Origin of the sequence: Roseateles sp. PN1, assembly GCF_038419725.1 — a bacterium.
In the GTDB taxonomy this organism is placed as follows: domain Bacteria; phylum Pseudomonadota; class Gammaproteobacteria; order Burkholderiales; family Burkholderiaceae_C; genus Paucibacter_A.
Map to the genome: position 1 here is coordinate 59,633 of NZ_JBCARA010000019.1, position 25,760 is coordinate 85,392.

At 64.5% G+C, this 25,760-nt stretch carries 20 protein-coding genes; 7 read left to right on the forward strand and 13 right to left on the reverse strand.

What is annotated here, in order from left to right; genetic code table 11:
* Nucleotides 1-38 precede the first annotated feature (38 nt).
* Complete coding sequence (locus AABB87_RS21910; RefSeq protein ID WP_341973435.1) at nt 39-3,974, reverse strand: FAD/FMN-binding oxidoreductase; 3,936 nt, start codon at nt 3,972-3,974, stop codon at nt 39-41.
* A 396-nt stretch (nt 3,975-4,370) separates the two neighbouring features.
* Between AABB87_RS21910 and ugpB the strand changes: the two genes are divergently transcribed.
* The 5 genes from ugpB to ugpQ all read left to right on the forward strand — a co-directional run bounded on the left by ugpB (nt 4,371) and on the right by ugpQ (nt 9,442).
* Entirely contained in the window at nt 4,371-5,681 is a 1,311-nt protein-coding gene (gene ugpB, locus AABB87_RS21915; RefSeq protein ID WP_341973458.1) for a sn-glycerol-3-phosphate ABC transporter substrate-binding protein UgpB, read from the forward strand.
* A gap of 11 nt (nt 5,682-5,692) precedes the next feature.
* A complete protein-coding gene (gene ugpA / locus AABB87_RS21920; protein WP_341973436.1) occupies nt 5,693-6,580 on the forward strand; it encodes a sn-glycerol-3-phosphate ABC transporter permease UgpA in 888 nt (295 codons plus the stop codon).
* Nucleotide 6,581: 1 nt separating this feature from the next.
* On the forward strand, nt 6,582-7,433 hold the full coding sequence (ugpE, locus tag AABB87_RS21925) for a sn-glycerol-3-phosphate ABC transporter permease UgpE (protein ID WP_341973437.1): 852 nt from the start codon (nt 6,582-6,584) through the stop codon (nt 7,431-7,433).
* Nucleotides 7,434-7,622: 189 nt separating this feature from the next.
* Nucleotides 7,623-8,705: a sn-glycerol-3-phosphate import ATP-binding protein UgpC gene (locus tag AABB87_RS21930; RefSeq protein ID WP_341973438.1), complete on the forward strand. Its 1,083-nt coding sequence runs from the start codon at nt 7,623-7,625 to the stop codon at nt 8,703-8,705.
* Nucleotides 8,702-9,442 (forward strand): glycerophosphodiester phosphodiesterase, encoded by a 741-nt coding sequence (gene ugpQ / locus AABB87_RS21935; protein WP_341973439.1) that lies wholly within the window; start codon nt 8,702-8,704, stop codon nt 9,440-9,442. The genes AABB87_RS21930 and ugpQ overlap by 4 nt, the downstream gene beginning before the upstream one ends.
* 18 nt (nt 9,443-9,460) lie before the next feature.
* Here ugpQ and AABB87_RS21940 read toward each other — a convergent pair whose 3' ends face one another.
* Complete coding sequence (locus AABB87_RS21940) at nt 9,461-10,099, reverse strand: NAD(P)-dependent oxidoreductase (RefSeq protein ID WP_341973440.1); 639 nt, start codon at nt 10,097-10,099, stop codon at nt 9,461-9,463.
* Between the two features lie 121 nt (nt 10,100-10,220).
* On the opposite strand from AABB87_RS21940, the gene AABB87_RS21945 reads away from it, so the two are divergent.
* Entirely contained in the window at nt 10,221-11,135 is a 915-nt protein-coding gene (locus tag AABB87_RS21945) for a LysR family transcriptional regulator (protein WP_341973441.1), read from the forward strand.
* An 18-nt stretch (nt 11,136-11,153) separates the two neighbouring features.
* Here AABB87_RS21945 and AABB87_RS21950 read toward each other — a convergent pair whose 3' ends face one another.
* The 10 genes from AABB87_RS21950 to AABB87_RS21995 all read right to left on the reverse strand — a co-directional run bounded on the left by AABB87_RS21950 (nt 11,154) and on the right by AABB87_RS21995 (nt 24,718).
* A complete protein-coding gene (locus AABB87_RS21950; RefSeq protein ID WP_341973442.1) occupies nt 11,154-11,735 on the reverse strand; it encodes a GNAT family N-acetyltransferase in 582 nt (193 codons plus the stop codon).
* Entirely contained in the window at nt 11,722-13,161 is a 1,440-nt protein-coding gene (locus AABB87_RS21955) for an MFS transporter (protein ID WP_341973443.1), read from the reverse strand. Before AABB87_RS21955 ends, AABB87_RS21950 begins: the two co-directional genes overlap by 14 nt.
* 278 nt (nt 13,162-13,439) lie before the next feature.
* Nucleotides 13,440-15,119, reverse strand: a complete 1,680-nt coding sequence (locus AABB87_RS21960; protein WP_341973444.1) for a gamma-glutamyltransferase family protein — start codon at nt 15,117-15,119, stop codon at nt 13,440-13,442.
* Nucleotides 15,120-15,219: 100 nt separating this feature from the next.
* Nucleotides 15,220-15,888, reverse strand: coding sequence for a hypothetical protein (locus AABB87_RS21965; protein WP_341973445.1), 669 nt, complete (start codon nt 15,886-15,888; stop codon nt 15,220-15,222).
* Nucleotides 15,889-15,905: 17 nt separating this feature from the next.
* Nucleotides 15,906-17,702, reverse strand: coding sequence for a putative porin (locus tag AABB87_RS21970; RefSeq protein WP_341973446.1), 1,797 nt, complete (start codon nt 17,700-17,702; stop codon nt 15,906-15,908).
* Between the two features lie 141 nt (nt 17,703-17,843).
* Complete coding sequence (locus tag AABB87_RS21975; protein WP_341973447.1) at nt 17,844-18,560, reverse strand: TonB C-terminal domain-containing protein; 717 nt, start codon at nt 18,558-18,560, stop codon at nt 17,844-17,846.
* A gap of 10 nt (nt 18,561-18,570) precedes the next feature.
* Entirely contained in the window at nt 18,571-18,972 is a 402-nt protein-coding gene (locus AABB87_RS21980) for an ExbD/TolR family protein (RefSeq protein WP_058718766.1), read from the reverse strand.
* Between the two features lie 9 nt (nt 18,973-18,981).
* Nucleotides 18,982-19,395: an ExbD/TolR family protein gene (locus AABB87_RS21985; RefSeq protein WP_058718765.1), complete on the reverse strand. Its 414-nt coding sequence runs from the start codon at nt 19,393-19,395 to the stop codon at nt 18,982-18,984.
* Between the two features lie 18 nt (nt 19,396-19,413).
* Nucleotides 19,414-21,105 carry a DUF2341 domain-containing protein gene (locus AABB87_RS21990; RefSeq protein ID WP_341973448.1) on the reverse strand — a complete coding sequence of 564 codons (1,692 nt, stop codon included), beginning with the start codon at nt 21,103-21,105 and terminating at the stop codon, nt 19,414-19,416.
* 46 nt (nt 21,106-21,151) lie between these two features.
* A complete protein-coding gene (locus AABB87_RS21995; protein WP_341973449.1) occupies nt 21,152-24,718 on the reverse strand; it encodes a filamentous haemagglutinin family protein in 3,567 nt (1,188 codons plus the stop codon).
* A 154-nt stretch (nt 24,719-24,872) separates the two neighbouring features.
* Between AABB87_RS21995 and AABB87_RS22000 the strand changes: the two genes are divergently transcribed.
* A complete protein-coding gene (locus AABB87_RS22000) occupies nt 24,873-25,205 on the forward strand; it encodes a hypothetical protein (protein ID WP_341973451.1) in 333 nt (110 codons plus the stop codon).
* Nucleotides 25,206-25,448: 243 nt separating this feature from the next.
* On the opposite strand, the gene AABB87_RS22005 is transcribed toward AABB87_RS22000, so the two are convergent.
* The coding region (locus AABB87_RS22005; RefSeq protein WP_341973452.1) for a hypothetical protein at nt 25,449-25,760 on the reverse strand (312 nt) is incomplete at its 5' end.

Genomic DNA, 25,760 nt, shown 5'->3' on the forward strand with positions numbered 1-25,760 from the left:
CTGCCAGGCCTAAGCCCGGCAGGTTCGCAAGCGTCGTCTTAAACCAGCACCCGCTCAATGCCGCCGTTATTGGCCTTGGCCACATACTCCGGCATCCAGTCCTCACCGAGGATTTGGCGCGCCATCTCAACGACGATGTAGTCGGCCTCCAGCAAGCCGTTTTGCAAGTCGCCGCCGTAGCGGCTCAGGCCTTGCAGGCAGCTGGGGCAGCTGGTCAGGATCTTGAGGTTGTCGGCCGCTGCGACCTTGCCGCTTTCGCGCAGCTGGGTCTCGGTGGCGCGCAACTCTTCTTCCTTGCGGAAGCGGATCTGCGTGGAGATATCGGGCCGGGTCACGCCCAAGGTGCCGCTCTCGCCGCAGCAGCGCTTGCTTTCCACCACGTTGTCACCCACCAGCGCCTTGACCGTTTTCATCGGCTCTTGCAGCTTCATCGGTGTGTGGCAGGGGTCGTGGTAGAGATAGCTCTTGTCGGAACCCAGGGTGATGCCTTTTTCCAGCAGGTACTCGTGGATGTCGATGATGCGGCAGCCGGGGAAGATGTCCTCGAATTTATAGCCCTGCAACTGGTCATAGCAGGTGCCGCAGCTGACCACCACGGTTTTGATGTCGAGGTAGTTGAGCGTGTTGGCGACCCGGTGGAACAAGACCCGGTTGTCGGTGATCATCTTCTCGGCCTTGTCGAACTGACCCGAGCCACGCTGCGGATAGCCGCAGCACAGATAACCCGGTGGCAGCACGGTCTGCACCCCGGCGTGCCACAGCATGGCTTGCGTCGCCAGGCCGACCTGGCTGAACAAACGCTCAGAGCCGCAGCCGGGGAAGTAGAACACCGCCTCGGTTTCGGCATTGGTGGCGGCCGGGTTGCGGATCACCGGCACATAGTCTTTGTCCTCGATGTCCAGCAGCGCGCGCGCGGTCTTCTTGGGCAGGCCACCGGGGAGCTTTTTGTTGATGAAGTGAATCACCTGCTCCTTGATCGGCGCCGGGCCGACGCTGGCGCGGGGCGCCGCCGTCTGCGCCTTGGCGAAGCGCTTGAGCACATCGTGCGCCAGGCGCTGCGCCTTGAAGCCCACGCCCACCATGGCCGCGCGTGCGACCTTGATGGTCTCGGGGTTGCTGGCATTGAGCATGAACATGGCAGCGGCATTGCCGGGGCGCCAGCTCTTTTGACCCATCTTGCGCAAGAGATTGCGCATATTCATGGTCACATCGCCGAAGTCGATCTTGACCGGGCAGGGGTTGGCGCATTTGTGGCAGACCGTGCAATGGTCGGCCACATCCTCAAACTCTTCCCAATGCTTGATGGAGATGCCGCGGCGGGTTTGCTCTTCGTACAAAAAGGCCTCGACCAGAAGCGAGGTGGCCAGGATCTTGTTACGCGGCGAGTAAAGCAGATTGGCACGCGGCACATGGGTGGCGCAGACCGGCTTGCATTTGCCGCAGCGCAGGCAGTCTTTGATCGAGTCGCTGATGGCGCCGATATCGCTTTGCTGCATGATCAGCGACTCATGCCCCATCAGCCCGAAGCTGGGCGTGTAGGCATTGGTCAAATCGGCGAAGGTGGTCATGGACTCCGGCCCGCCCAGGCGCAAGAGCTTGCCCTTGTTGAAGCGGCCTTCCGGGTCCACCTTGGCCTTGTAGCCGGCAAAGGGCGCCAGCTCTTCGTCGCTCAAGAATTCCAGCTTGGTGATGCCGATGCCATGCTCGCCGGAGATCACGCCGTCCAGGCTGCGCGCTAACTTCATGATGCGGGCCACGGCGCCATGCGCCGTCTGCAGCATCTCGTAGTTATCGGAGTTGACGGGAATATTGGTGTGCACATTGCCGTCGCCGGCGTGCATATGCAGGGCTACCCAGACGCGGCCGCGCAAGATCTCGCCGTGGATGCGTTTGCACTCGGCCAAGATGGGTTCAAACGCCGCGCCATTGAAGATGGCTTGCAGGGGCTTGAGGATCTGCGTCTTCCAGGAGGCGCGCAGGGAATGGTCTTGCAATTGGTCGAAGAAGCTGGGCTCGTCAGCGCGGGCCAGATCCAGCTCATCTTTCCACTGCTTCCACTGCCCGCCCACCTGGGCCAGCAGGCTGCAGGCTTGCTGAACCCGGTCGCCCAGCAGCTCGGCGCTGGGGATGTCGCCGGCATCGTCGCTCTTGCCCAGCGGCAGCTTGGTTTGCTCGAACAGCGCTTGCAGGGCATCGACCAGGGCCAGCTTATTGAGCAGGCTCAGCTCGATATTGATGCGCTCAATCCCCAGCGTGTACTCGCCCATGCGTGGCAAGGGGATCACCACGTCTTCGTTCACCTTAAAGGCATTGGTGTGCTTGCTGATGGCGGCCGTGCGCTTGCGGTCGAGCCAGAACTTCTTGCGGGCATCGGCAGACACGGCCACAAAGCCTTCGCCATTGCGGCCATTGGCTAGGCGCACCACTTCGCTGGTGGCACGCGCCACGGCATCGGCGTCTTCGCCAACGATATCGCCCACCAAAACCATCTTGGGCAGGCCGCCGCGCTTGCTCTTGGTGGAGTAGCCAACGGCCTTGAGGTAGCGGTCGTCCAGATGCTCAAGGCCAGCTAACACCGCGCCGCCCGGGCGCTTGGCTTCCTCGAACATGAAGTCTTTGATGTCGACAATGCTGGGCACGCATTCGCGCGGGTTGCCGAAGAACTCCAGGCACACGGTGCGCACATGGGCCGGCATCTTGTGGACGATCCAGCGGCAGCTGGTGATCAGGCCGTCGCAGCCTTCCTTCTGAATGCCGGGCAGGCCGGCCAGGAATTTGTCGGTAACGTCCTTGCCCAGGCCTTCCTTGCGGAAGACGCGGCCGGGGATGTCGAGGCGCTCGCTGCGCTCGAGCTTTTTGCCGGTGGCGTCGAAATAGTTCAGCTCGAAGCTGGCCATCTCCACATCATGGATCTTGCCCAGATTGTGATTCAGTCGAATCACCTCCAGCCACTTGGCCTCGGGCGTCACCATGCGCCAGGAGGCCAGGTTGTCCAGCGCCGTGCCCCACAGCACGGCCTTTTTGCCGCCCGCATTCATGGCCACATTGCCACCCACGCAGGAGGCCTCGGCCGAGGTCGGGTCCACCGCAAAGACAAAGCCATGCTGCTCGGCCAGATCGGCCACGCGCTGAGTCACCACGCCGGCTTCGCTGAAGATGGTGGCCACTTCGCGGTCCAGGCCGGGCAGGCGCAGCATCTCGACGCCACGCAAGGCCTCAAGCTTTTCGGTATTGATGACGGCGCTATTCCACACCAGGGGCACGGCGCCGCCGGTGTAACCGGTGCCGCCGCCACGCGGGATGATGGTCAGGCCGAGCTCGACGCAGCTCTTGACCATCTGCGCCATCTCGGCTTCGGTGTCGGGGGTGAGCACCACAAAGGGGTACTCGACCCGCCAGTCGGTGGCGTCGGTCACATGGCTGACGCGCGAGAGTCCGTCGAACTTGATATTGTCTTTGGCGGTCGATTTACCCAGCAGCTTGGTGGCACGGCGGCGCAGCTCGGCCACCTCCACAAACTGGCGCGCAAACTGCTGCACCGCGCCACGGGCGGCGCTCAGCAACTCGCCTACATGGGCGTCGCGTTGGGCGTCGGTGCTGGGGTCACGCCGGCGCTCCACCTCGTGCAGGCGGTGCTCCAGGGCCTCGATCAGCAGCGCCCGGCGCTTGGGGTTGTCCAGCAAATCGTCTTGCAAATAGGGGTTGCGCTGCACCACCCAGATATCACCCAGCACCTCATACAGCATGCGGGCGCTGCGGCCAGTGCGGCGCTCCTGGCGCAGCTGATTGAGCAATTCCCAGGCGCGGTTACCGAGCAGGCGAATGACGATTTCGCGGTCGGAGAAGGATGTGTAGTTATAGGGAATCTCGCGCAGGCGGGGCGCAGCATGTGACTCATGTGAATTGGACACGCCAACGTCAGCAGGGTTGGCGGGAGGAGTCACTACGGGCATCAGGGGATGCGGAGCATTCATGAATGGCGGCCGAGCGCCGCAAAGCGCTCTGATTAGGCTGCTCGGCCGCGGCAAGCGGCCAGGCAGCGGAACTGGAAATTCGCGGCAAGACGTCGAGTGTGCGGGTATTCGCGCGGCTTTTGGCTGCTTGATTAGAACTACCCCTCAAGAAACCGGAGGATTCTCCCGGCCCGCAAGCGCCTATGGAAACAATGCAGCCTGTCGCCGCCCTGCCCTCCTGCTTGGGGGGTGAATCCTACCGCAGCGCAGCAAATTAGCCGGCCAAAGCGGAATAGACCTTGGCTCGGGACGGCGAATGTCGCAGCCAGGCCAGCATGGCAAAGGGCGCCGTCAGGAATGTCACAATCCGCAACGAAAAAGTCCCCGCCCATCCCCGCTGGAGCCTCTAAGACCATGCTGAAACTCAAACACCTTGCCCCCGCCCTGCTGATCGCCGGCCTGAGCACCCAAGCCAGCGCACAAACCGAAATTCAGTGGTGGCATTCCATGGGCGGCGCCCTCGGCGATTGGGTCACCGATCTGGCCAAAGACTTCAACGCCAGCCAGAAGGACTACAAGATCGTGCCCGCCTACAAAGGCAGCTACGACGAATCCATGACCAGCGCCATCGCCGCCTTCCGCGCCGGCAATGCACCCCACATCCTGCAGGTGTTTGAAGTCGGCACCGCCACCATGATGGCCAGCAAGGGCGCCATCGTGCCCGTGGGCGAGGTGATGAAACAAGGTGGCGCCAAGTTCGACCCCAGCATCTACGTACCCGCCGTGGCCGGCTATTACACGGCCGCCAATGGCCAGATGCTGAGCTTTCCCTTCAACAGCTCGACCACCGTGCTGTTCTACAACAAGGACGCCTTCAAGGCCGCCGGCCTGGACCCCAACAAGGCGCCGAGCACCTGGCCCGAGGTGGCCCTGGCCGCCGCCAAGCTCAAGGCCAGCGGCGTGAAGTGCCCCTACACCACCAGCTGGGTCAGCTGGACGCAGCTGGAGAGCTTCTCGGCCTGGCACAACGTCGAATACGCCACCAAGAACAACGGCTTCGGCGGCCTGGACACGCGCCTGGCCTTCAACACCCCGCTGCATCTGCGCCATATCGAGAACCTGGCGAATATGTCCAAGCAAGGCCTGTTTGTTTACAAGGGCCGCGGCAATGCAGCGGATGCCACTTTTGTGTCGGGCGAATGCGCGATGCAAACAGCGTCGTCCAGCCTCTACGCCAATGTGAAGAAGAACGCCAAATTCGCCTACGGCATGGCCCCGCTGCCCTTCTACCCCGACGTGCCCGGCGCGCCGCAGAACACCGTCATCGGTGGCGCCAGCCTGTGGGTGATGGCTGGCAAAAAGGCGCCTGAGTACAAGGGCGTGGCCGCTTTCTTCAACTATCTGTCGCGCCCCGAAGTGGCGATGGAAAGCCATAAGCGCACCGGCTATCTGCCCGTCACCAAGGCGGCCTACGAGCTGACCGAGAAGAGCGGCTTCTACAAAGCCAACCCCGGCACCGATGTGGCCGTGACCCAGATGATCCGCAAGACCACCGACAAATCCCGCGGCGTGCGCCTGGGCAATTTCGTGCAGATTCGCACCATCATCGACGAAGAGATGGAAGGCGTGTGGAGCGGCAAGAAAACGCCCAAGGAAGGCATTGACACCGCCATCCAGCGCGGCAACGAGCAGCTGGAAAAGTTCCAGAAGGCCAATAGCAAAGGCTGATCGCCCCGACCATGGCTCTCGAAAAACGCGTTCAATTCAAATCCGGCTGGCTGCCCTGGGCCTTGCTGGCGCCGCAGGTGCTGATCATCTCGGTGTTCTTCTTTTGGCCGGCCGGTCAGGCGGTGCTGCAGTCGCTGCAGCAGCAAGATGCTTTTGGCATGAGCACCGAATGGGTGGGGCTGGATAACTTCCGCACCCTGTTTAGCGATGCCGGCTACCTGGCCTCCTTCAAAACCACCGCCGTCTTCTCGGTGCTGGTGGCGGGCCTGGGCATCAGCATCTCGCTGCTGCTGGCGGTGATGGCTGACCGCGTCGTGCGCGGCGCCCTGGCCTACAAGACCCTGCTGATCTGGCCTTATGCGGTTGCGCCGGCGATTGCCGGCGTGCTGTGGATGTTCATGTTCGCGCCTTCCATCGGCATCGTGGCCTACGCCCTGAATGCCCTGGGTTTTGACTGGAACCACTTGCTCAACTCGGGCCAGGCCATGGCCTTGGTGGTGATGGCCGCGGTGTGGAAGCAGATTTCCTACAACTTCCTGTTCTTCTTGGCGGGCCTGCAGTCCATCCCCAAATCGCTGCTGGAAGCGGCGGCCATTGACGGCGCCAAACCCTGGCGGCGCTTCTGGACCATTGTCTTCCCCCTGCTCTCGCCCACCACCTTTTTCCTGCTGGTGATCAATATCGTCTACGCCTTCTTCGACACCTTCGGCATCATCGACGCCGCCACCCACGGTGGCCCCGGCAAAGACACGGCCATCCTGGTCTACAAGGTGTATTACGACGGCTTCAAGGCCATGGACCTGGGTGGCTCGGCCGCGCAGTCGGTGCTCTTGATGGCCATCGTGGTGGCCCTGACCGTATTGCAGTTCCGTTATGTCGAGAAGCGGGTGAGTTACTGACATGGTTGAGAAAAACAAGGGCCTGACCGTGCTCTCCCATCTGGTCCTGCTGCTGGGGGTGCTGATCGTCGCCTTCCCGCTCTACATCGCTTTTGTGGCCAGCACGCACACGGCGGAGGCCATCGTGCAAGCCCCCATGCCTCTGCTGCCAGGCAGCCATTTCGCCGACAACTACAGCGCCGCCCTCTTCGGCCATGCCGGCGGGGCGGGCTCCAAAGCGCCTGTGGCGCAGATGATGTGGGTCAGCCTCGTGACGGCGCTGGTGATTGCGCTAGGCAAGATCGCGATTTCGCTGCTCTCGGCCTTCGCCATCGTCTACTTCCGCTTCCCCTTCAAGAGCTTTTTCTTCTGGGCCATCTTCGTCACGTTGATGCTGCCGGTGGAGGTGCGCATCCTGCCCACCTACCAAGTCATCTCCGACCTGGGCCTGCTCAATAGCTATGCGGGCCTGACCGTGCCCTTGATCGCCTCGGCCACCGCCACCTTTTTATTCCGCCAGTTCTTCATGACCGTGCCGGACGAGTTGGTGGAAGCCGCCCGCATGGACGGCGCCGGCCCGATGCGTTTTTTCAAGGACGTGCTGCTGCCCCTGTCCAGCACCAGCATTGCCGCCTTGTTCGTCATCCAGTTCATCTACGGCTGGAACCAATACCTCTGGCCCTTGCTGGTGACCACCGAAGAGAGCATGTACCCGGTGGTGATCGGCATCAAACGCATGATCAGCGGCGGCGACGCCGCCAATGACTGGAACATCATCATGGCCACCGCCTTGCTGGCAATGATCCCGCCGGCGCTGGTGGTGATCTTGATGCAGCGCTGGTTCGTCAAAGGGTTGGTGGATACGGAAAAATAATGCCCTTGGGGACAGACCTGACCCGGTACCCCGGGGCTGCTCTGTCCCCAACTGATTAGATGAATTGAGTTCAGACCCGACCCGTACATAAGGTCGAATTGATCTCAAGTGACGAGAAGATTTGGGACAACTCGTCCCCTCTGACTAGAACCAAGTTTTCTAGCCCGAAAACACATTCCAAAGACTGACATGGCCAGCATCTCCCTTCGCAACATCATCAAACGCTACGGCCACGGCCCCAAAGCCAATCAGGTGATCCACGGCGTCAACGCCGAGATCAAGGATGGCGAGTTCGTCGTCATCGTCGGCCCCTCGGGCTGCGGCAAGTCCACGCTCTTGCGCATGGTGGCCGGGCTGGAGGAAATCAGCGACGGCGAGATCGCCATCGGCCCCCGCGTGGTCAATCAGATTGAGCCGGCCGAGCGCGACATCGCCATGGTGTTCCAGAACTACGCGCTCTACCCGCATATGACGGTGTTCGCCAATATGGCTTACGGTCTGAAGATTCAGAAAGTGCCTGAGGCCGAGATCAAGACCCGCGTCGACAAGGCGGCCAAGATTCTGGAGCTGGGTGCCTTGCTGGAACGCAAGCCGCGCGAGCTGTCCGGCGGCCAGCGCCAGCGCGTCGCCATGGGCCGCGCCATCGTGCGCAACCCGCAAGTGTTTTTGTTCGACGAGCCGCTCTCCAACCTCGACGCCAAGCTGCGCGCTCAGACCCGGCTGGAAATTCAAAAGCTGCACCGCGAACTGGGCGTGACCTCGCTCTTCGTCACCCACGATCAGGTCGAGGCCATGACGCTGGCGCAGCGCATGATCGTCATGAACGGCGGCCGCATGGAGCAGTTCGGCACGCCCGAAGAGGTCTACGGCAGCCCGGCCTCCACCTTTGTGGCGGGCTTTATGGGTTCTCCGCCGATGAATCTACTCAAGGGCCAGGTCGAGGGCGAGAGTTTCAAACTGAACGGCATCGCCCTACCCTTGCCCGCCGCCGCGCCACGCCCCGGCGCACTGACCCTGGGCCTACGCCCCGAGCATGTGGACGGCTGGAGCAGCACCCAAACCCAGCCCGGCGCCTGGCCGCTGCGCGTCGAGATGATCGAGATGCTGGGCGCCGAGCGCCTGGTTTACGGCCGGCTGGGCGAAGAAGCCTTCACCCTGCGCATTGACGGTACGGTGACGCCACCCGCCATCGGTGACACGCTTTATTTGGAAGTTAGCGCGCGTCATCTGCACTGGTTCGATAGTGAAACCACCTTGCGCGTGAACCCATGAGCGCCCAAGCCTGGCCCCTGCCCTTCTGGATCGCCCACCGCGGCGCCGGCAAGCTGGCGCCTGAGAACACCCTGGCCGCCTTCCGGCATGGGGCCCAGCATGGCTACCGGGCTTTTGAGTGCGATGTGAAACTGTCCAGCGACGGCATTCCTTTTTTGCTGCATGACGCCACGCTGGACCGCACCAGCAATGGCCAAGGCGTGGCCGGCGACTTGCCCTGGGCCACACTCTCGCGCCTGGATGCCGGCAGCTGGCACAGCCGCGCCTTTGCCGGCGAGCCGCTGCCTAGCCTGGAAGCGCTGGCCCGCTTCGTCATCGGCAATCGCTATGCCTTCAATATCGAAATCAAACCCACGCCCGGCCAAGCCCTGCTGACCGGTCAGGTGGTCGGCCGCGAGGTTTTGCGTTTGTGGGCCGGCTCGGGTCTGGCCCCGCTGTTCAGCTCCTTTGAGCCCGAGGCCTTGCAAGGCGCCCGTGAAACCGCCCCTGAGATCTTGCGCGGCCTGCTGCTCGACAGCCTGCGCGAAGGCTGGCTGGCCGAGGCCCAAGCCCTGGGCTGCGCCGCCGTCATCAGCAATTACCGGCTGATGGACCAACCAACCGTTGACGCCATTCACGCCACAGGCATGAAGGCCCTGGTCTACACGGTGAACGACGCTGAGGCCGCCCAAGCCCTGATTGCGCGGGGCGTGGACGGCATCATCACGGATGCCGTAGATCGCTTTTCGCCGGCTTGAAACCCCGCGCAGCGCGGCTCAGTAAGCCACGCTGAAACGCTGGCGGCGGTGCGCCGGACGCTCCATCTCATCCAACATCGCTACCGCGTAGTCGGCTACGCTGATGCGGCTCTGGCCTTGGGCGTCGGTCAGCAGCTGATCACCGCCCAAACGGAAGTTCCCTGTGCGCTCCCCCGGGGCCAGCATGGCCGCAGGGCTGAGCAGGGTCCAGTCCAACTCGGCTTCAGCTCGCAAGAGGCTCAGGGCTTGGCGCGCCCCCTCGGCGGACGCCTTCCATTCGGCAGGGAACTGCGGCGAATCCAGCAGATTCACGCCTGGCGCCACTTCCAGAGAACCGGCGCCGCCAACGACCAATAGGCGCGGCGCGGCTGCCGCCTTGGCGGCGCTGAGAATCGATTGAAAGCCCTGCAGGAAATAGCCCAAAACATCGGCCTGCGCATGGCCGCTGAAGGCGCTGATCACCAGCTCATGGCCGCGCAAGGCCTGGGTCAGCGCGGCGGTGTCCAGCACATCGATCGCCTGGGCATGAACGCCCGGCAGTGCCGGCACCTTCTCGGGATGCTGAACCAGGGCCGTCACCTGGTGACCGCGTTGCACCGCCTCTTGCAGCAGTTGCGAACCAATGAAACCGGTGGCGCCAATCAATGCAATTTTCATGTCTGAACTCCTTCTTGGGTTGCGATGGACTGAACTTTGCCGGAGCCGATTAAATAGATAAATAGCAACAAACTAAAATGATTGTTATTGAATTCAATACAAACCCACGAAAGCCCTGCGCATGAATCCCGCCCAGCATGTGGATCTGAACGATTTGCTGGCCTTTGCGGCGGTCGCCGAGGCAGGCAGCTTTACGGCCGCAGCCGAGCGCCTGGACAGCAGTAAGGCGCGGCTGAGCCTGCAAGTGCGCCGGCTTGAAACCGCCTTGGCCCAAGAGCTGTTTCACCGCACCACCCGGCGCCTGACGCTGAGCGAGGCCGGTGCCCAGTTGCTGGAAAAAAGCATTCCGCCGCTGCGTCAGGCCATCGATGGACTCAGCCAAGCGAGTCGCGGCGCTGCGCCCAGCGAGTTGACTGGCACGCTGCGCATTGCCAGCACGGTGGAACATGCGGTGCATCAATTGGCGGCTTATGTGGCGGAATTCGCCGCGCTGCATCCCAAGCTGGAGATTGACTTGCGCAGCAATGACCGGGTGGCGGATCTGGTGCGCGACGGCATCGACATCGCGCTGCGCAAAGGCTGGCTGCCGGACTCTTCGTTGCGGGCCGTCAAACTGGCGCGCTTCGAGCAAATCCTGGTCGCCTCGCCGGACTACCTCAAGCGCGCTGGCCGCCCCAAGAAGCCCGAAGACCTGGCGCAGCATGACTGGTTGGCGCTGACCTTGCTGAGCACGCCCCTAACGTGGAAGTTCAGCGACAAAAGCGGGCGAAGCATCACGGTGCGGATGAAGCACCCCCGCCAGCGCACCGACAACCCCGGCACCCTGCGCAGCTTGGCCGAGGCCGGTGCCGGCATCACCGCGCTGGACAATGCCAGTGTGGCTGCGGCCATTGAAGCCGGCCGCTTGCAAAACCTCTTGCCGCAGTGGCACCTACCCGAGGGCGGGCAGTATGCAGTTTTCCCACCTGGGCGCCATCAGCCCCCACAGGTGCAAGCCTTCATGGCCTTTTACAAGGCCAAGATAGAGGCGGCCTGAGTCAAGCCAGCGCGGCGATCAAGCGGCGATGCGGGCATAGACCCGCGTGTCACGCGGCTCGCCGTCCACGCCCAGGCTATCGCGGCGCAGCAGGCCTTCGAACTCAAAGCCACAGGCCTCGGCCACTGCGCGGCTGGCAAGGTTGCGATCATCCATGCGGATCTCCACCCGCCGAGCCTGCAATTGCTTGAATGCCATGGCCGTCAGCAAGCGCACCGCCGCGCTGGCGTGTCCTTGGCCCACGGCGCTGCTGCGCAGCCAGTAGCCGATCTCGAAGCGGCGCACATCCCAGTCCAGCCTGTGCAAGCCGGTGCCGCCCAGCAACTCGGTGCACTGGCCGCTGGCGTCCTTGGCATAGATTTGATAGACGAGATCCCGGCGGGCGATGAAGTCGGCCTGCATGCGACGCATCACGGCCTCGGAGTCCTCCATGCTGGGCGCCTCCTGGGCCCAGATCATCCAGGGCCGCAGGTGCTCGATGGACTCAGCAATGGCCGCTGCCATCAGCGGCCCCAGGCCCGCCACAGGCGCGGCCAGAACGATGGACTCTCCCTCGATCCGCTCAGGCACTTGGATCAGGATGGGGTCAGGTCTTGCCATGCTCTGGCTCCTGGGGTTTGGTGCTGGCGGAACTGGAGAAACTAGCACTAGGATCACCGCCGATCTCGCCCTCGCCCAAGGCGCCGGGCATGGCCTCGGCACCCAGCACAGGCTCATCGTCCTGGCCGGTACTGGGCAGCACCAGCACATGGCGCAAGGTACTCAGGCGCCAGGCCAGCAGGCTGACCAGCAAGGCGCCGATGCCGGCGAACAGCAGGGTCGAACGCAGGCTGACATGCTCGCCCAACCAGCCGCCGATCAAGGCGCCCGGCCCGGCCGGCACAATCGTCAGCCAACGCATGGTGCTGGTCATGCGGCCCAACATGGCCGTCGGCGTGACGGCCTGGCGCAAGGCCAAAAAGGTGATGAAGATCAGCACCGCGCCGACGCCAAACATGAAGAGCATCAAGGCAAACACCGGCGCGCCGACCAAGCTGGCCGGCGTCAACGCCAGCATCAACCAGCCCAGGCCACTGACCGCCAAGCCCAGCACCAGGCTGGGCCCCGGGCCGATGCGCGCGCTCAGGCGCGAGCCAAAGATGCTGGCCAGCACGGTGCCGGCACCCAGCGCCACATAGCTCAGGCCGATCTCCTGCGCCGACAGGCCCAGGGTGCGCGAGGCATACAGAATCTGCACCACTTGCGCGGCATTGTTGAAGAACTGCCAGCCGCCTACCGCCAGGGCCAGGCTGACCAGCAAGCTGTGCTCGCGCACAAAGCGCAAGCCGCCCTTGAGTTCATCCCAGAAGCGCTGATCCTGGCTGGGCTTGAGCACCTCCTTGACCTGGATGCCGCGCAGAATCAGGGCCGAGAACAACACCAGAGTCGCGTCCACCGCCAGCGCCATGGGCGCGCCCATCAGCTTGATCAGCACCCCGGCAATGCCCGGGCCCACGACCTCGGCGCCCGAACTGGCCAGGGCGTTCTTGGCATGTGCCTCCACCAAACGGTCACGCTCCACCACCTGGGTCAGCACAATTTGCGCCGCGCTGCCGGCCGTGGTGTAGACCGTGCCCAGCACAAAGCCCACCACATAGAGCCAGCTCATGCTCAGCCAGCCCATCCAGGCGGCCAAGGGAACCGTCGCAACCGTCACCGCCAGCATGCTCTCGCCGATGATGTAGACGGGCAGCTTGCGCACCCGGTCCAGCCACACGCCCGAGGGCAGTGAGAAGAGCACGAATGGCGCGATCTCCATCGCCGTCAGCAAGCCCATTTGGGTGGGCGTGGCGTTGAGCAAGAGAGCTGCGGTGAGCGGCAGCGCCAGCATGGTGATCTGCCCGCCCAGCGAGCTGATCAGGATGGACGAGAACAAGCGGCGATACACCATATCGCGCAGCAAGTCATTGGGGGGCAGGGTCAGGGCGGCGGCCAAGCGACGCCATAAGCCAAACCAGGGCAGACGCCGAGCTTGTCGGGTTTGCATAAAAAATCTCCAGAAATCTTTGATGAGCCAGACCGGTGAGCGGCCTGGCTAGCTGCGGCGCGGGAAGCTAAGCGTCAATGCGGCGCAGCGGTGCCGGCTCGTGTCACATGACCGCGAGCGCAAACGCCAGCGGCACGGGGTGCGCTGCGTCGGTTGCGGTCGAGGAGTTTGGTCATGGTCGGCTTGACATCAAATAAGGCTTGATCCTAACAGGCGAGGCGTGGCACTAGTAAGTCAAGCCATGGTCAATGTCGCTCGACCGGTCTGACCCCAAAGTCTCAATAACCCACCGCGGCGCCATCACGCCGTGGGTCGCTGGCGGCCACATAGCCCTGGGCATCAGCATCCGGGCTGGCGGCGCCGCCATCCAGGCGCCAGATGAACTGGCCGGCGCCGAAGTCTTGGTAGCTGTCGTGAATATCCCCGATCACATGGCCCAGCGCCCGCAAGCCCTCGATGGTGGCCGGCTTCATATGCGGCTCCACATTGATGGACAGGGCTTCGTTGAAACGCCAGCGTGGTGCGTCGCAAGCGGCTTGCGGGTTCTGGCCGTAATCCAGCATGCGCACCAGGGTTTGCATATGGCCTTGGGGCTGCATATTGCCGCCCATCACGCCAAAGCTCATCACCGGGCGCCCCTCCCGGGTCAAGAAGGCCGGGATGATGGTGTGGAAGGGCCGCTTGCCCGGCGCCACCACATTCGGGTGCCCCGCCTCCAGCGTGAAGCAGTGGCCCCGGTTTTGCAGCGACACGCCATAGCCCGGCAGCACCAGGCCGGAGCCAAAGCCCATGTAATTGCTTTGGATGAAGCTGACCATCATGCCGCTCTCGTCCGCCGCAGTCAGATAGATGGTGCCACCCTTGACCGGGTTGCCGCAGTTGAAATCTTGCGCGCGCTGCGGCTGGATCAGCCGGGCACGCTGGGCCAGATAAGCCGGGTCCAGCAGTTCCGCGCTGCTGAGCTCCATGCTGCGCGGGTCGGCGACATAACGGTAGATATCGGCGAAAGCCAGCTTCATCGCCTCGATCTGCAAATGCTGGGCGGCCACGCTGTCAACGCTGTGGGCGCGCAGGTCCAGATGCTTCAAGATTCCCAAGGCCATCAGCGCTGCAATGCCCTGGCCGTTAGGCGGAATCTCATGCAGGCTGTGGCCGGCATAGTCTTGCGAGATAGGTTTGACCCACTCGGGCTGGTAGGCCGCAAAGTCAGCCGCGGTGATGGCGCCCCCGGTGGCCCGCGCAAAGCGCTCCACCGCAGCGGCCACCTCGCCGCGATAAAAGGCCTCGCCACGGGTCTCGGCAATCAGGCGAAGGGTACGCGCCGCATCGGCGAACTTGAAGTTCTCACCCACCGCAGGGGCGCGGCCCTTGGGCAAAAAGGCCTCGGCAAAACCGGGTTGGGCAGTGAGATCAGCCACCTCGGCCGCCATCGCCCATTTGCGCTGCACGATCACCGGCACGGCGTAACCGCGCTCGGCAATCTCAATCGCGGGCTGCATCAGGGCGGCAAATTCGAGCTTGCCAAAACGCTCGCTCAAGGCCACCCAGCCGGCCACGGCGCCAGGAACAGTGACGCCACCCCAGCCGCGTTTGGGCGGGGTCTTGGCCTCGCGACCATAGGTTTTGAAGAAGTATTCGGGCGTCCAGGCGGCAGGCGCGGTGCCCGAGGCATTCAGGCCGTGCAATTCCTTGCCGTCCCAGAGAATGCAAAAAGCGTCCGAGCCCAGACCATTGCTGCAGGGTTCCAGCAAGGTCATGCAGGCAGCGGTGGCGATGGCGGCGTCCACCGCATTGCCGCCCTGCGCCATGATGCGCAGCCCCGCCTGCGCGGCCAGCGGGTGCGAGGTGGACACGATATTGCGGGCAAACAGCGGGCTGCGCACGCTGGGGTAGGCCTGATGCCAGTCGAAAGGCTTGTTCTTGCTGCCAGTACTGCTGCTGCCGCTGCTGCTACTCATGTCGCACAACTCCTTGAGGAATGCGCCCATTGTGGCCGCAGCGCAGCCGCATCACCGAAGTCATGGCCCGGGCAGGCCCAAAAGGACGAGCCCGCCCTGACTATTGAGTAGCGGCAGGCTGCAGGCGCTGCGCGTCAATCCGCGCGCGCATGTTCTCGGCCGTATCCAACATTTGCACGCGGGCCAGGCCCAACACCGGTTCTTGCTGCAGGGTGGCTTCGGCCACGGTTTTGTTGACCCAGCGATCCAGGGCTTGCAGCGCCAAGGTGTGCAATTCACGGTTGCTGGCCTGGGCCTGGGTCAGGGCCTGGCTGCTGCGCGCCAGCATGGCCGTCAGGCTTTGATTGCCTTGGCGCAGCTCGGCGTTGTCGCGGCGGGCTTGGGCCAATTGCTGGTTCAGCTGTAGCGCGGTTTGCTCCTGAGCCAGGGTGGCCTCCTTTTGCTTGGCTTGCGCCTCATCCAGCTCCCGGCGCAGGGCTGCGGCCTCGGCCAAGGCCTTGTCGCGCTGCTGCTGCAAGGCGCGGGTGGCGCTTTGCGCCTGCGCTTTGGCTTGCTGGACTTGCTGATCTTTCTCGCTCAACAGGGCGGCCTTCTCAGCTTCCAGGCCTTGGCGCTTGGACTGCTCGGCCTGCAAGGCGGCTTGCACCCGGCGCAGTTGCTCGCGCTCACGCCCGGCCTTGCCCTCGCCTTCGGCGGCATGGGCTGCGCCCAGACTCAGGCACAGCAGCAAGAAGGCAATGCCGAGCTTGTTTTCGATTCGTGCTGACATGATGGCTTTGCTCCGGCTCAGAAGCGGGTGTTCAAGTCGATCTGGAACACATCAATCTTCAGCGTCGCGCTGGACAGATTGCCGGTCACGATGCTCGGGTTGCTGGGGTCCAGCGGCACGCGCACGCCGTCATCCAGATTGCGGGTGCTGGTCAGGCGCGCGCCGATGGTGCTGCGGCGGTCAAAAGCGTATTGGCCGCCGATTTGCCAGCCCTGGTAATTGGTGCCACCCATATGCCAGGTGGTGTCGGTGAAGGCGTCCAGCCAGGCATCGCGCTCGAAGCGGCGCAGCGCCACAAAGCTGGTCCAGTCACCCGCATTGGCCAACTTGGGGGTGCCCAGGTTGAAGCGCAGCTGGGCGCCGGTGCTGCGCTCGGCCAGGTTGTCCACGGTGCTGGTGCCGGCGCGTTTGCGGATGTCGGCCAAATCGAAGCCGCTATTGCGCACCCAATCGACGCTCACGCCAATTTCCACCGGGTCAAACTGCTTGAAGGTCAGGCCGGCGCTGAGGTTGATGGGCAGGAATTTGGAGGCCAAGCCCCAGACCGGGCCACCGTTGGTGCACGGTGCCGGCACGGTGGCATTGTTCTCGCTGCTGACCGGGCAGAGATTGATCAGCGTATTGCCCTTCTGGCGCGCCGAGAGGGCGTATTGCGAGCTGAGATAGCTTTGCGTCGCGCTGCGCGGGTTGCTGCTGGCCAGGGGCAAATCGGTGGCGCGCACGCCTTCGATGTTCTGGAAGCGGTAGGAACCCAGGGCCGCCCGCGCGATGGTGTGATTGCCCATGGCCATTTCCAGGCCGGCCTGGAAGCCGTAGAGCCATTTGTCGCGCTTGTCGGTATTGAACTCTTCCAGCGCGAAAGCGCCGGCGGTGGCAAAGCCGAACATGCCGCTGGCCAGGGTCAGGTCGCCTTGCGCGGCCAGGCCGTCGAAGCCGATGTCATCGGGCCACAGCAGGTCGCCGCCATAGAAGGGGTTGGCCATGCGGCCGGCCAGCATGCGCAGGTTGTAGCGCGGCTCCCAGCGGATGAAGGCGCGGTCCAGCACAACGCTGGACTTGTTGAAATAGTTGCCCAGGGTCTGCGAGGCCGAGCTCGGCCCGGAGGTGGTGCCAGTGGAGATGCGCAAGCCGGTCGAGACTTCATCCGACACCTTGACCGCCACGCCTAAGCGGGCGCGCAGCGTCAGGCGGTCGCGGTTATTGCTGGTGTTCACCAGGTCGGGCGCCCAGGCCGGCGAGTCCTTCTGCGCCCGGTAGCACTCGGCCGGCAGATTGCCGCCCACATTCAGGCAGGGCACACCGATCTGTTGGCCGGTGATCGGGTCCACCGCATAGCTGGGCTGGGCATAGCGCTCGCTTTGCCAGCGCACCCGCACATCGCCTTCCACCGTGGTGCCGCGCACCCATTCCGGCAGGCTGCGCGGGTCGGCCCAGCGCTCATCACGCGCGGTGGCCAACACCTCGTTTTTGATTTCTTCGCGCATCTGCGCGCGCAGAGTTTCACTGATGTAGGGCACGCGGATCACCCCATTGCTACCAGCGCCTGAAGCACCGGAAGCGGCGGTTCCTGCTCCAACTACGGCTGCAGCGCCGGCTACAGCGGCCCCCGCAAGCGGCGTGCCCCAGGTGGCCGGCGCGGCTGCGGGCTTGGCTGCTGGCGCTTGGGCTTGCTTGAGCAAGGCATCGGCCCGCTCACGCGAAAGCAGGCCTTGGCCAACCAGGGCGTCGATCAGCGCCAAGGTGGTGGCGCGCAGTTGTTCGAGTTCACGCTTCTCGTCGGCGTGGGCTGCGGGGACGCAAAGGGCTGAAGCCAAGGCTAGGGCCAGGCAGCGTTGGCGGGAGTTCGGAAGGCGCATGAGAGGTTTCGCGTTAAGACATGAAAGGGTTGAGCCAGGGCTGTGCGGCAGGCAAAGGGCGAGGAGAAGGCGCGGGATATGGCAAGAACACAGCCCGCCCTAGCCCATTGGCCGCACATTGAGGCGGAATTTCATCGGCTGTGCGGCGGCCACAGGTGGCGGCAGCAACTTGAGGCTGCGTGCCGTTTCATCCAGGGCGGCGGTGAGTTCGGCGTCCAGCCTCACATCGCCGCTGGGCCGCAACTCAAAGCGAGTGATGGCGCCGTCTTTGGCGATCCACACATTGAACTCGGCGGTGGCTTGCGTGGCCTCGCTCTTGAGGTGGCGCTCGATCGCATCGCGCAGCATTTGCTTGGCACTGTTGGCAAAGAAGCGCTCTTGCGCCCGGTCACTGCTCGTGCCCTGCTGCGCCGCGCCGCTGGCCACCGCGCCGCCGCTGTATTCCTTGCTGACACCGCCGGCGGCAAAAGCACTCGGGCCATCGCCCGCCGCGCCTTCCATCTTGATCGGCTCATTGGCCGGCTTGGGCGCCTCGGCTTGCTTGAGCTGCTCGTCGCGCATGACTTGCTTGGCTTCGTCTTTGGGCGGCTCGGGCTTTCGCTCGTCCTTGGGCGGCGGAGGCGGTGGCGGCGGTGCATCCGGCAAGATGGTGATCTTGGCGGTCTGCTGCTTGGGCGCGGCCGTGGGCTTCATGTTCTTGACGGTCCAGGCCACCAGCAGCACGGCGGCCACAAAGCCCAGCGCCACCGCGCCGCGCAGCAGCCAGGTGCGGCGCGGCGAGTCGTTCAAATGATCTTCAGCCAATCCACTACTCATCACATCACCCTCAGGTGCCGATCTTGGCCGTCACCAGGCCCATATTCAGCTGCAGCTTGTTGCACAGGTCCACGACAGCCACCACGTACTGATACTGGCTGCGCCCGTCACCCTTGATGGCCACCGACATCTGCGCATCAGCCGCCTTGGCGCGCAGCAGTTGCTGCTCCAGCTCTTCCAGATTCACACCCACGCCATTGAGCAAGATGCCGCCATCGGGCATCACCTGCACAATGCGCAAGTCATGCTTTTCAGTGGCGGGCTTGTTGCTGGGCTTGGGCATGCTGATGGACAGGCCCTGCACGGAGGCGGTGGTCATCAAGATGAACACCACCAGCAGCACATAGGCCAGGTCCAGCATCGGCGTGACATTGATGGTGTCGTAGGGTTTGGCTTCGGTCGAAATCTGCATGGCTTGCTCTTATTCCGGCACGGCGCGTTTGGTGACCAGGCCGATCTCGGTGATGTCCAGCTTCTTGGCCACCTCCAGCACCTGCATGACCTTGTCGTATTGGGCCGTGGCGTCGGCCTTGAGCACCACCGGCAGCGCCGGATTGGCAGCCTTGTACTGGGCCAGGCTGCTGCTGAGTTGCTCCAGGCTGACCGGGTAGGCATCCAGGTAGACGGCACCGTCCGAGGTGATCGTGATCGCCCGCGTTTGCGGCTTGGCCAGATTGTTGGCGGCTTGTGTGACAGGAGACCGCACCTTCACCCCTTGCACCGAGGCTGTGGTCAGAATGATGAAGACCACCAACAAGACATAGGCCAAATCCAACATCGGCGTGACGTTGATGTCATCAAACGGGGTCAGCTCGGTTTTGACGTCAGCAGACATGGCGGCTCCTGGGCAACATCACTGCGCGCCGTGGGTTTCGGCCACGCGGGTGATGAACTCGTCGATGAAGATCTGCATGTCCGAGGCCACGTTCTTGATCTTGGCGGCCAGGTAGTTGTAGGCAAACAGCGCCGGGATCGCCACCGCCAGACCCGCCACCGTGGCCAGCAAGGCCGAGGCAATGCCGGGCGCGATGGCGTTGACGTTGACGTCGCCCGCCTGCGCAATGGCCGCGAAGGTGATCATCACGCCCACCACCGTGCCCAGCAGACCCAGGAAGGGGCCGCCCGAGATGGCGATGGTCAGCAAAACCATATTCGAGTTGAGCTGGGCGTTCTCGCGCACAAAGTCGGCATCCACCGAGGCCTTCACCGCACTCATGGCCGAAGCGCTCAGCACCGGGCCGCCGGCCTGGCCGATCTTGCGTTTGCCCAGCTCATGCACGCCGGCCTTGTAGAGGCGGAACAGGGGCGAAGCGCCATGCTGTTTGTCGTCGCCCAGCTTGAGCAGATCGCCCTCGGCATCGCGGAAGCGCTTGAGGAAGCTGCGATTGCCACGGTCGGCGCGCGAGACCAGCAAGGCCTTGGAGACGGTGACCCAGAGGGCGATGACGAACATCACCGCCAAGATGATGATGACCACCCAGGCGTCGGTCGTCAGGTTCTTGACCAGGATGGCCATATGGCCGTGGGACTCTTCACCCTCGGCCGTGCCCGTGTTCTCACGCTGCGCCGCCAGCAAGCGGCTTTCCGCGCCCTGGGCGCCGGCCGACACGGCCAGCCAGTCGGCGCTGCGCAGGGTGCTGGCAATTTGCAGCTCATCCAGCAGACCTTGCGCGCCCTCACCCAGCTTCAGGTTATTGCCCAGATTGGGGGTGACCATATCGCCCTGGGCGACTTGCACGCCAGCGATGAACAAGGTGGCCTTGCCCAAACCCAGGCGCAGGGCCAGATGGGTCCAGCGTTCGGGCGCCACCTCACCACCGCTCAACTCGGCCTTGCCTTCACCTTTGGCCAGCAGCTTGCCGTCCTTCAAGGCCAGCTTCAGGCCGCCCCATTGCAACAAATCGGCCGCACCGACTTGCTTGAGCTTGACCCACAGGCTCAGCGTCAGCTGGTTGCCGGCATCGGCCACCGCCTTGTCGCTCAGCGCATAGCTGATGGGCTTGCCATCGAGCTTGGCGCTGGCCGCCAGCAAGCCATTGGGCTCGATGCTGACGGGGCTGCCGGGCTTGATGGGACCCAGCTGATCGGCACCCGACGGTGCCGGGTCGCTGTAGTGGAAGGCGGCCAGCGTGGCCGCATCAAAGCCCATCAAGGGATCGGCCGCCTCGGCACTGGACTGGCTATTGCCTGCGTAGACGTAGAACTGATTCTTGTCGCTGCCTGGCAGCACGCTGGGCACTTGCACCCACAGCACCGCCAGTTCATTGACGCTGTCAAAGCGCTCGATGCTGAACTTCAGCGGCGTCTTGTCGTCGGCCGCCAGCACGCGCAGGTCGGAACCATCTTGCTTGGCGGCGGCGAAGTCGAAGTTGCCCGAATGCAGGCGCACGGCCACGGCCACATTGCTGGCCGCCTCCTTGGTTTCCAGGCCTTGGGCCGAGGTGTTGAGGGTGATGCGGGTGCGCTCGGTCCAGTCGGCATGCCACCAGGCATGGGCGGCCGGTGACAGCAAGGCGATGGACAAAACGGCGAGAAGTTTGCGCATGATGATGGGGAGCTTGAGATGAATTTGAAAAGGAGCTTGTGGCGCGTCATTCGCCCTGGCTGAAGCCAAGGAAGTCCAGGAAGATGCTGCGGCGCGGGCGGCGCTTGCGGCGCTGTTCTTCGTCGTCCTCGGCCAGCTTCTGATCCTTCAGCCCGGCCGAGGTGGCAGCCGGCGCCTGTGGAATGGCGCTGACCGCCGCGCTGGCGTCGACCTGCACCGCCAGGCCGCTGCTCTTGCCCGAGGCCGCGAAGTTGTCGGCGCCGACCAATCGGGTGGCGCCCAGGAAGGCATTGCCCAGGGTCTTGATACCGGCATCACCGGCATTGATTTCGCCCAGCGGTGCGTACAGATCCAAATTGCTGCCGCTGCCCAACACGGCGATGCCGCTGCCGCTGAAAGAGCCCGCGGTGTCGACCACGAACTGGCCTTGCGCATTGATGGTGTAGACCGGCGGCGGCGCACCGACCACGGTCTTGGCGCCGCGTCCGGCGTCAAGGTTGCCCAGGCTGGCCCACAGCAGCACATCGCCACGGCCGAGCGTGAAGATGCGCGACTGATTGACCTCCACGCTCATGCGCACGGCCGCGTTGATGTCGCCACCAGCCACCGTGACCACGCCCAGATTGGCGGCCGAGCGCGCATCCGCGCCACCCGCCAGGTCGCCCACATTCAAGGTGCCACCGGGCGCAATGAAGGCGATATGGCCGCCTTGGCTGGTCTTGATCTGGCTGTTGGACAACAAGATATTGCCGTCAGCATGAGCAGCGCTGGCAGCCGCTGCAGCACTGCTTGGAGGGAACAAACTGTCCAGCGCCTGATAGCCGCGCAGATAGGCCAGATGCGAGCCCGTCAAGGCGGCCCGGCCGGCCGAACGCAATTCGGTGGCCAGCACCTGGCTGAGGAACAAGGTTTGCTGCGCCCGGTCCATGCCCTTGAAGGCCTCAGCCGCTGCGGCACCGTCCAGCTTGGCGACTCGGCCTTGATTGACAAAGTCGGTCAGCGCCGTGGTGTAGGGCGAGACCGCCAGGGTCAGCGCTTGTTGCTGTGCCGCGCTCAGGCTTTGCACCTTGGCCGCCAGCGCGGCGCCCAAGGCGGCCGCTTGCAAGCCATCACGCAAACGCAGGCGTGAAGCCTCAGTCGCAGCAGCCAAGTCCTCCGCCGTCGCCTTCGCACCAAGCACTTGGGGCGCGCCGTTCCACAACTCGGAGCCCGGCACGACCTTGGCATCGGCGGCAAGGCCGGCGCTACCAATGCGCCCTGCCGCCAGCGCCTGGGCCGAAGCCAGGCTGTTCGCTTCGGCTTGCGCCACGCTGCGCTGCAGAAATGCTTCGGTGCTGCTGCTCAGCAAGGCGTCACCCACCAGGGCGCGCACTTGCTCGCGTTGCTCCGCCAGCGGCAGAGCCGCAAAGGCCTTGGCAGCGGCGGCAGCATCAGCGGGCGGCAAGACCAGGCCCCTGTCGGCCAGGGCCTTGAGCTGCACGGCCAGTTCGGCGGGATAGAACTCCAGGCCGGCACCCACCAGTTGGAACTGCTTGGCCACCGCTTGGCTGCTGTCTTGCAACTGCACCCCGGCCAGCACGGTGATATTGGCCCCGCCCTTGCCGAGCAAGAGGCCGTTGTCCAGATTGCCCACCGTGTTGATGCCGGTGCCGCGGTTCATGTCCACATCGCGTCCGGCGATCAGGAGCAAATCGCCGGGGCCGCCCTGCCGAATGCCTTCTTGCTGACCCAGCTTGATGTCGCGCCCGGCTTGCAGCAGGCTCATCTCCGCCGCGCTGTTGTGCTGCAGCTGAATCGGGCCGGCGGCATTCAGGTCGCCGCCCGCCACCAGGCGCAGCGGTCGGGCACTGAAGGAGGCCAAGCTGCCCAGTGTCAAGTCACCTGCACCCGCCACGATGTGCACGGGGCTGCGGCTGCTGGCATCCAAGCCTGCGTCGGTGCGCAGCCAATGGCCGGCATAGACGTCAAACAGCTCGTTCAAGGTGGCCTGGGCCTGCGGCTTGGGCCAAGGGCTTTCGCCCGCTGCGGCCGTCACTTTGAAGGACTCCACGGTCACGCTCTTACCGGCCACGACGGCCAGGCTGGTGGCAACAATGGCTTGCTGCATCAACGCGGCGGACTTGATGCTGCCGCCGGGCGCCGCCAAGAGCAATTCATCGGGCACCACATCGGCGGCCGCGCCCGGGCTGCTGCCCGACTGCGCATTGGCGGGGCGTGAGTTGCTCAAGCCAACATCGCCCGCCGCGCTGAGGATTTGTGCGGCGGACTTGCCCGACAAGCCAAACACGGCATCCACCCGGGCCGACTGCTCACCGCCCTGCTTGGCGCCGGACATGCTGGCCGGATTGACCAGGCTGCCGATTTGCAAGCCATTGCTGGCGGAAACCGTCCAGGCGGTGTCCATGTAAAAGAGCTGAGGGCCGGGGTAGCTCAGGGGCTGGGCCTGGGCTTCGTCCTTGGTAGCGGCGCGGATCTGATCGCCAGCGCTCAAGGAGGCTTGGGCGCCACCCGCATTAAAAAGACCGCCGACCACATCACGCCCGGCCTGCACCGCCAGGCTGCCGCCGCTGAACCAGCGCTGCTGCGCCGCCTTGTAGGCGGCAGTGCCCGGCGTACCGGTGGCTTGCACGGCATAGCCGCTGCTGGGCGTCGAGACATCCAGATCAATCACATCGCGGCCGGCGCGCACCGAAATGTCACCGCCGCCGAAGGAGGCAATGCCTTGGGCGAACAAGTCATAACGCGACCACAGGGCCACGCCTTGGTCGGCCTTGGTGGTGTTGGTCTGGCGGAACCACCAGTCACTCACGTACTGCACTTTTTCGGCGTTAGCGTTGGTGCTGTAGATGGCCGCGGGCAGGCCGCGCACATCGGCACCGGCGCTGAGCGAGATATTGCCGGCGTCCTCGAAGAAGGGGCCAAGCGTGCCGCTGCTGCCGCGGATGAGTTGGGTATCGGTGCGGATGCCCAGGGTCTCAAACCCAGGTGTTTCGGCGGCGGCCACGGCCGTGCCGGTGGTGTAAATGCGAACTTGGCTCTTGCGTCCGTTGGCGTCAAGGGCAGTGCCCAGATTGATATCACCCGCAGCGGCCAAATCGATATTGCCGGTGCTGCTGCGAATGAAGACCACCGGCGGCACCGCAGTATTGCTGTTGGCGACACGGCCCACGGTGATGCCTGCCGGGCTGCCATTGACCGCATTGCCATTTCCGGCAGCAAGCACGCTCAGCGGATCAGCGCCCGCCAGATCGGCCCCGCCAATCAGCCGGAACGAAGCCGCACTGCCGGGCAAGACCAGGCTGCCGGCGGTGATGGCACGCTTGTCGGCAGCAGCCGCGGTGGGGCCGAAGCCATCGCTCAAGCTATTGCTGAGGGTCAGCTGACCGGCGGCGCGCAAGGTGATGACCGGCGCCGCACCGACCCGTGTGGCGGTGGTAGGCGCCAAGTTCCAGTCGCTGGCCAAGGTCAGGCTCTTGTTGGAGCGGATCTCGACCCCGGGCGCAACGCTCAGTTTTTTGAGCAAAGCGCTATCGCCATTGGCCAGATTCAGGGCCAGCTGCGCGGTATTGGCCGCTGCGGCGCCGACAAAAGCCTTGTTGTCGGCATCGACCACGGAGGGTTTGAGTATGGGCGCACGCGAGGCTGGCGCGGGTGTGGGAACCGGCGAGGGGCTGGGCGTAGGCGTAGGCGTTGGCGTGGGTGTCGGCGTCGGATTAGGCGTTGGCGTCGGTACGCCCCCACTAGGTCCCGTCGGCGGGCTGGGCGGAGTGACGCCAATGGTTGACCCAGGCACGCCCGGCGGCGGCGGACCAGGCTTCGGTGCAGGCGTGGGCGTGGGCGTGGGCGTGGGCGTTGGTGTCGGTGTCGGTGTCGGTGTCGGTGTCGGCGTCGGCGTCGGCGTCGGCGTCGGCGTCGGCGTCGGCGTCGGCGTAGGCGTAGGCGTAGGCGTCGGTGTTGGCGTAGGTGTTGGCGTAGGTGTTGGTGTCGGGGACGGCCCAGGCGTCCCGCCAATCGGTGGCGCTGGCGGGGTGACACCGATCGTGGTGCCCGGCGTGCCCGGCGCCGCCACAGCCGTGGCACTCGCCATGGCTTGCGCCTGAGCCATACGGCTCAGCCCACTGCTTGCGACAGAGTCTGCCGTAAGAGCAAGTCCCTGTGGCTTTGCGCTTGTTCCACCAATGGGTGGGCTAGGAGGAGGAACACCAATCGTCGTTCCTGGCGCGCCGACTGAGGGGACCGTCGGCACAGGTGCGGGAGAAGGTGCTGGCGGGGCAACAGGCGGCCCACTTGGCGGGGCTGGCGGCGGCACGCCGATCGTCGTTCCAGGTGAACCGGGCGACGGCTCAGTTGGTGTAGGCGTAGGCGTAGGCGTAGGCGTAGGCGTTGGCGTAGGCGTTGGCGTTGGCGTTGGCGTGGGCGTAGGCGTAGGCGTAGGCGTAGGCGTTGGCGTCGGCGTCGGCGTAGGCGTTGGCGTTGGCGTCGGCGTCGGCGTGGGTGTGGGCGTAGGCGTTGGCGTCGGCGTCGGCGTCGGCGTCGGCGTCGGCGTCGGCGTCGGCGTAGGCGTGGGCGTCGGCGTCGGCGTGGGCGTGGGCGTCGGCGTCGGCGTCGGCGTCGGCGTCGGCGTTGGCGTCGGCGTGGGCGTGGGCGTTGGCGTC

Coding starts and splice junctions, on each gene's coding strand:
- AABB87_RS21910 (WP_341973435.1), bottom strand. CDS start 3,974: ATGAATGCTCCGCATCCCCTGATGCCCGTAGTGACTCCTCCCGCCAAC.
- ugpA (WP_341973436.1), top strand. CDS start 5,693: ATGGCTCTCGAAAAACGCGTTCAATTCAAATCCGGCTGGCTGCCCTGG.
- ugpE (WP_341973437.1), top strand. CDS start 6,582: ATGGTTGAGAAAAACAAGGGCCTGACCGTGCTCTCCCATCTGGTCCTG.
- AABB87_RS21930 (WP_341973438.1), top strand. CDS start 7,623: ATGGCCAGCATCTCCCTTCGCAACATCATCAAACGCTACGGCCACGGC.
- ugpQ (WP_341973439.1), top strand. CDS start 8,702: ATGAGCGCCCAAGCCTGGCCCCTGCCCTTCTGGATCGCCCACCGCGGC.
- AABB87_RS21940 (WP_341973440.1), bottom strand. CDS start 10,099: ATGAAAATTGCATTGATTGGCGCCACCGGTTTCATTGGTTCGCAACTG.
- AABB87_RS21945 (WP_341973441.1), top strand. CDS start 10,221: ATGAATCCCGCCCAGCATGTGGATCTGAACGATTTGCTGGCCTTTGCG.
- AABB87_RS21950 (WP_341973442.1), bottom strand. CDS start 11,735: ATGGCAAGACCTGACCCCATCCTGATCCAAGTGCCTGAGCGGATCGAG.
- AABB87_RS21955 (WP_341973443.1), bottom strand. CDS start 13,161: ATGCAAACCCGACAAGCTCGGCGTCTGCCCTGGTTTGGCTTATGGCGT.
- AABB87_RS21960 (WP_341973444.1), bottom strand. CDS start 15,119: ATGAGTAGCAGCAGCGGCAGCAGCAGTACTGGCAGCAAGAACAAGCCT.
- AABB87_RS21965 (WP_341973445.1), bottom strand. CDS start 15,888: ATGTCAGCACGAATCGAAAACAAGCTCGGCATTGCCTTCTTGCTGCTG.
- AABB87_RS21975 (WP_341973447.1), bottom strand. CDS start 18,560: ATGAGTAGTGGATTGGCTGAAGATCATTTGAACGACTCGCCGCGCCGC.
- AABB87_RS21980 (WP_058718766.1), bottom strand. CDS start 18,972: ATGCAGATTTCGACCGAAGCCAAACCCTACGACACCATCAATGTCACG.
- AABB87_RS21985 (WP_058718765.1), bottom strand. CDS start 19,395: ATGTCTGCTGACGTCAAAACCGAGCTGACCCCGTTTGATGACATCAAC.
- AABB87_RS21990 (WP_341973448.1), bottom strand. CDS start 21,105: ATGCGCAAACTTCTCGCCGTTTTGTCCATCGCCTTGCTGTCACCGGCC.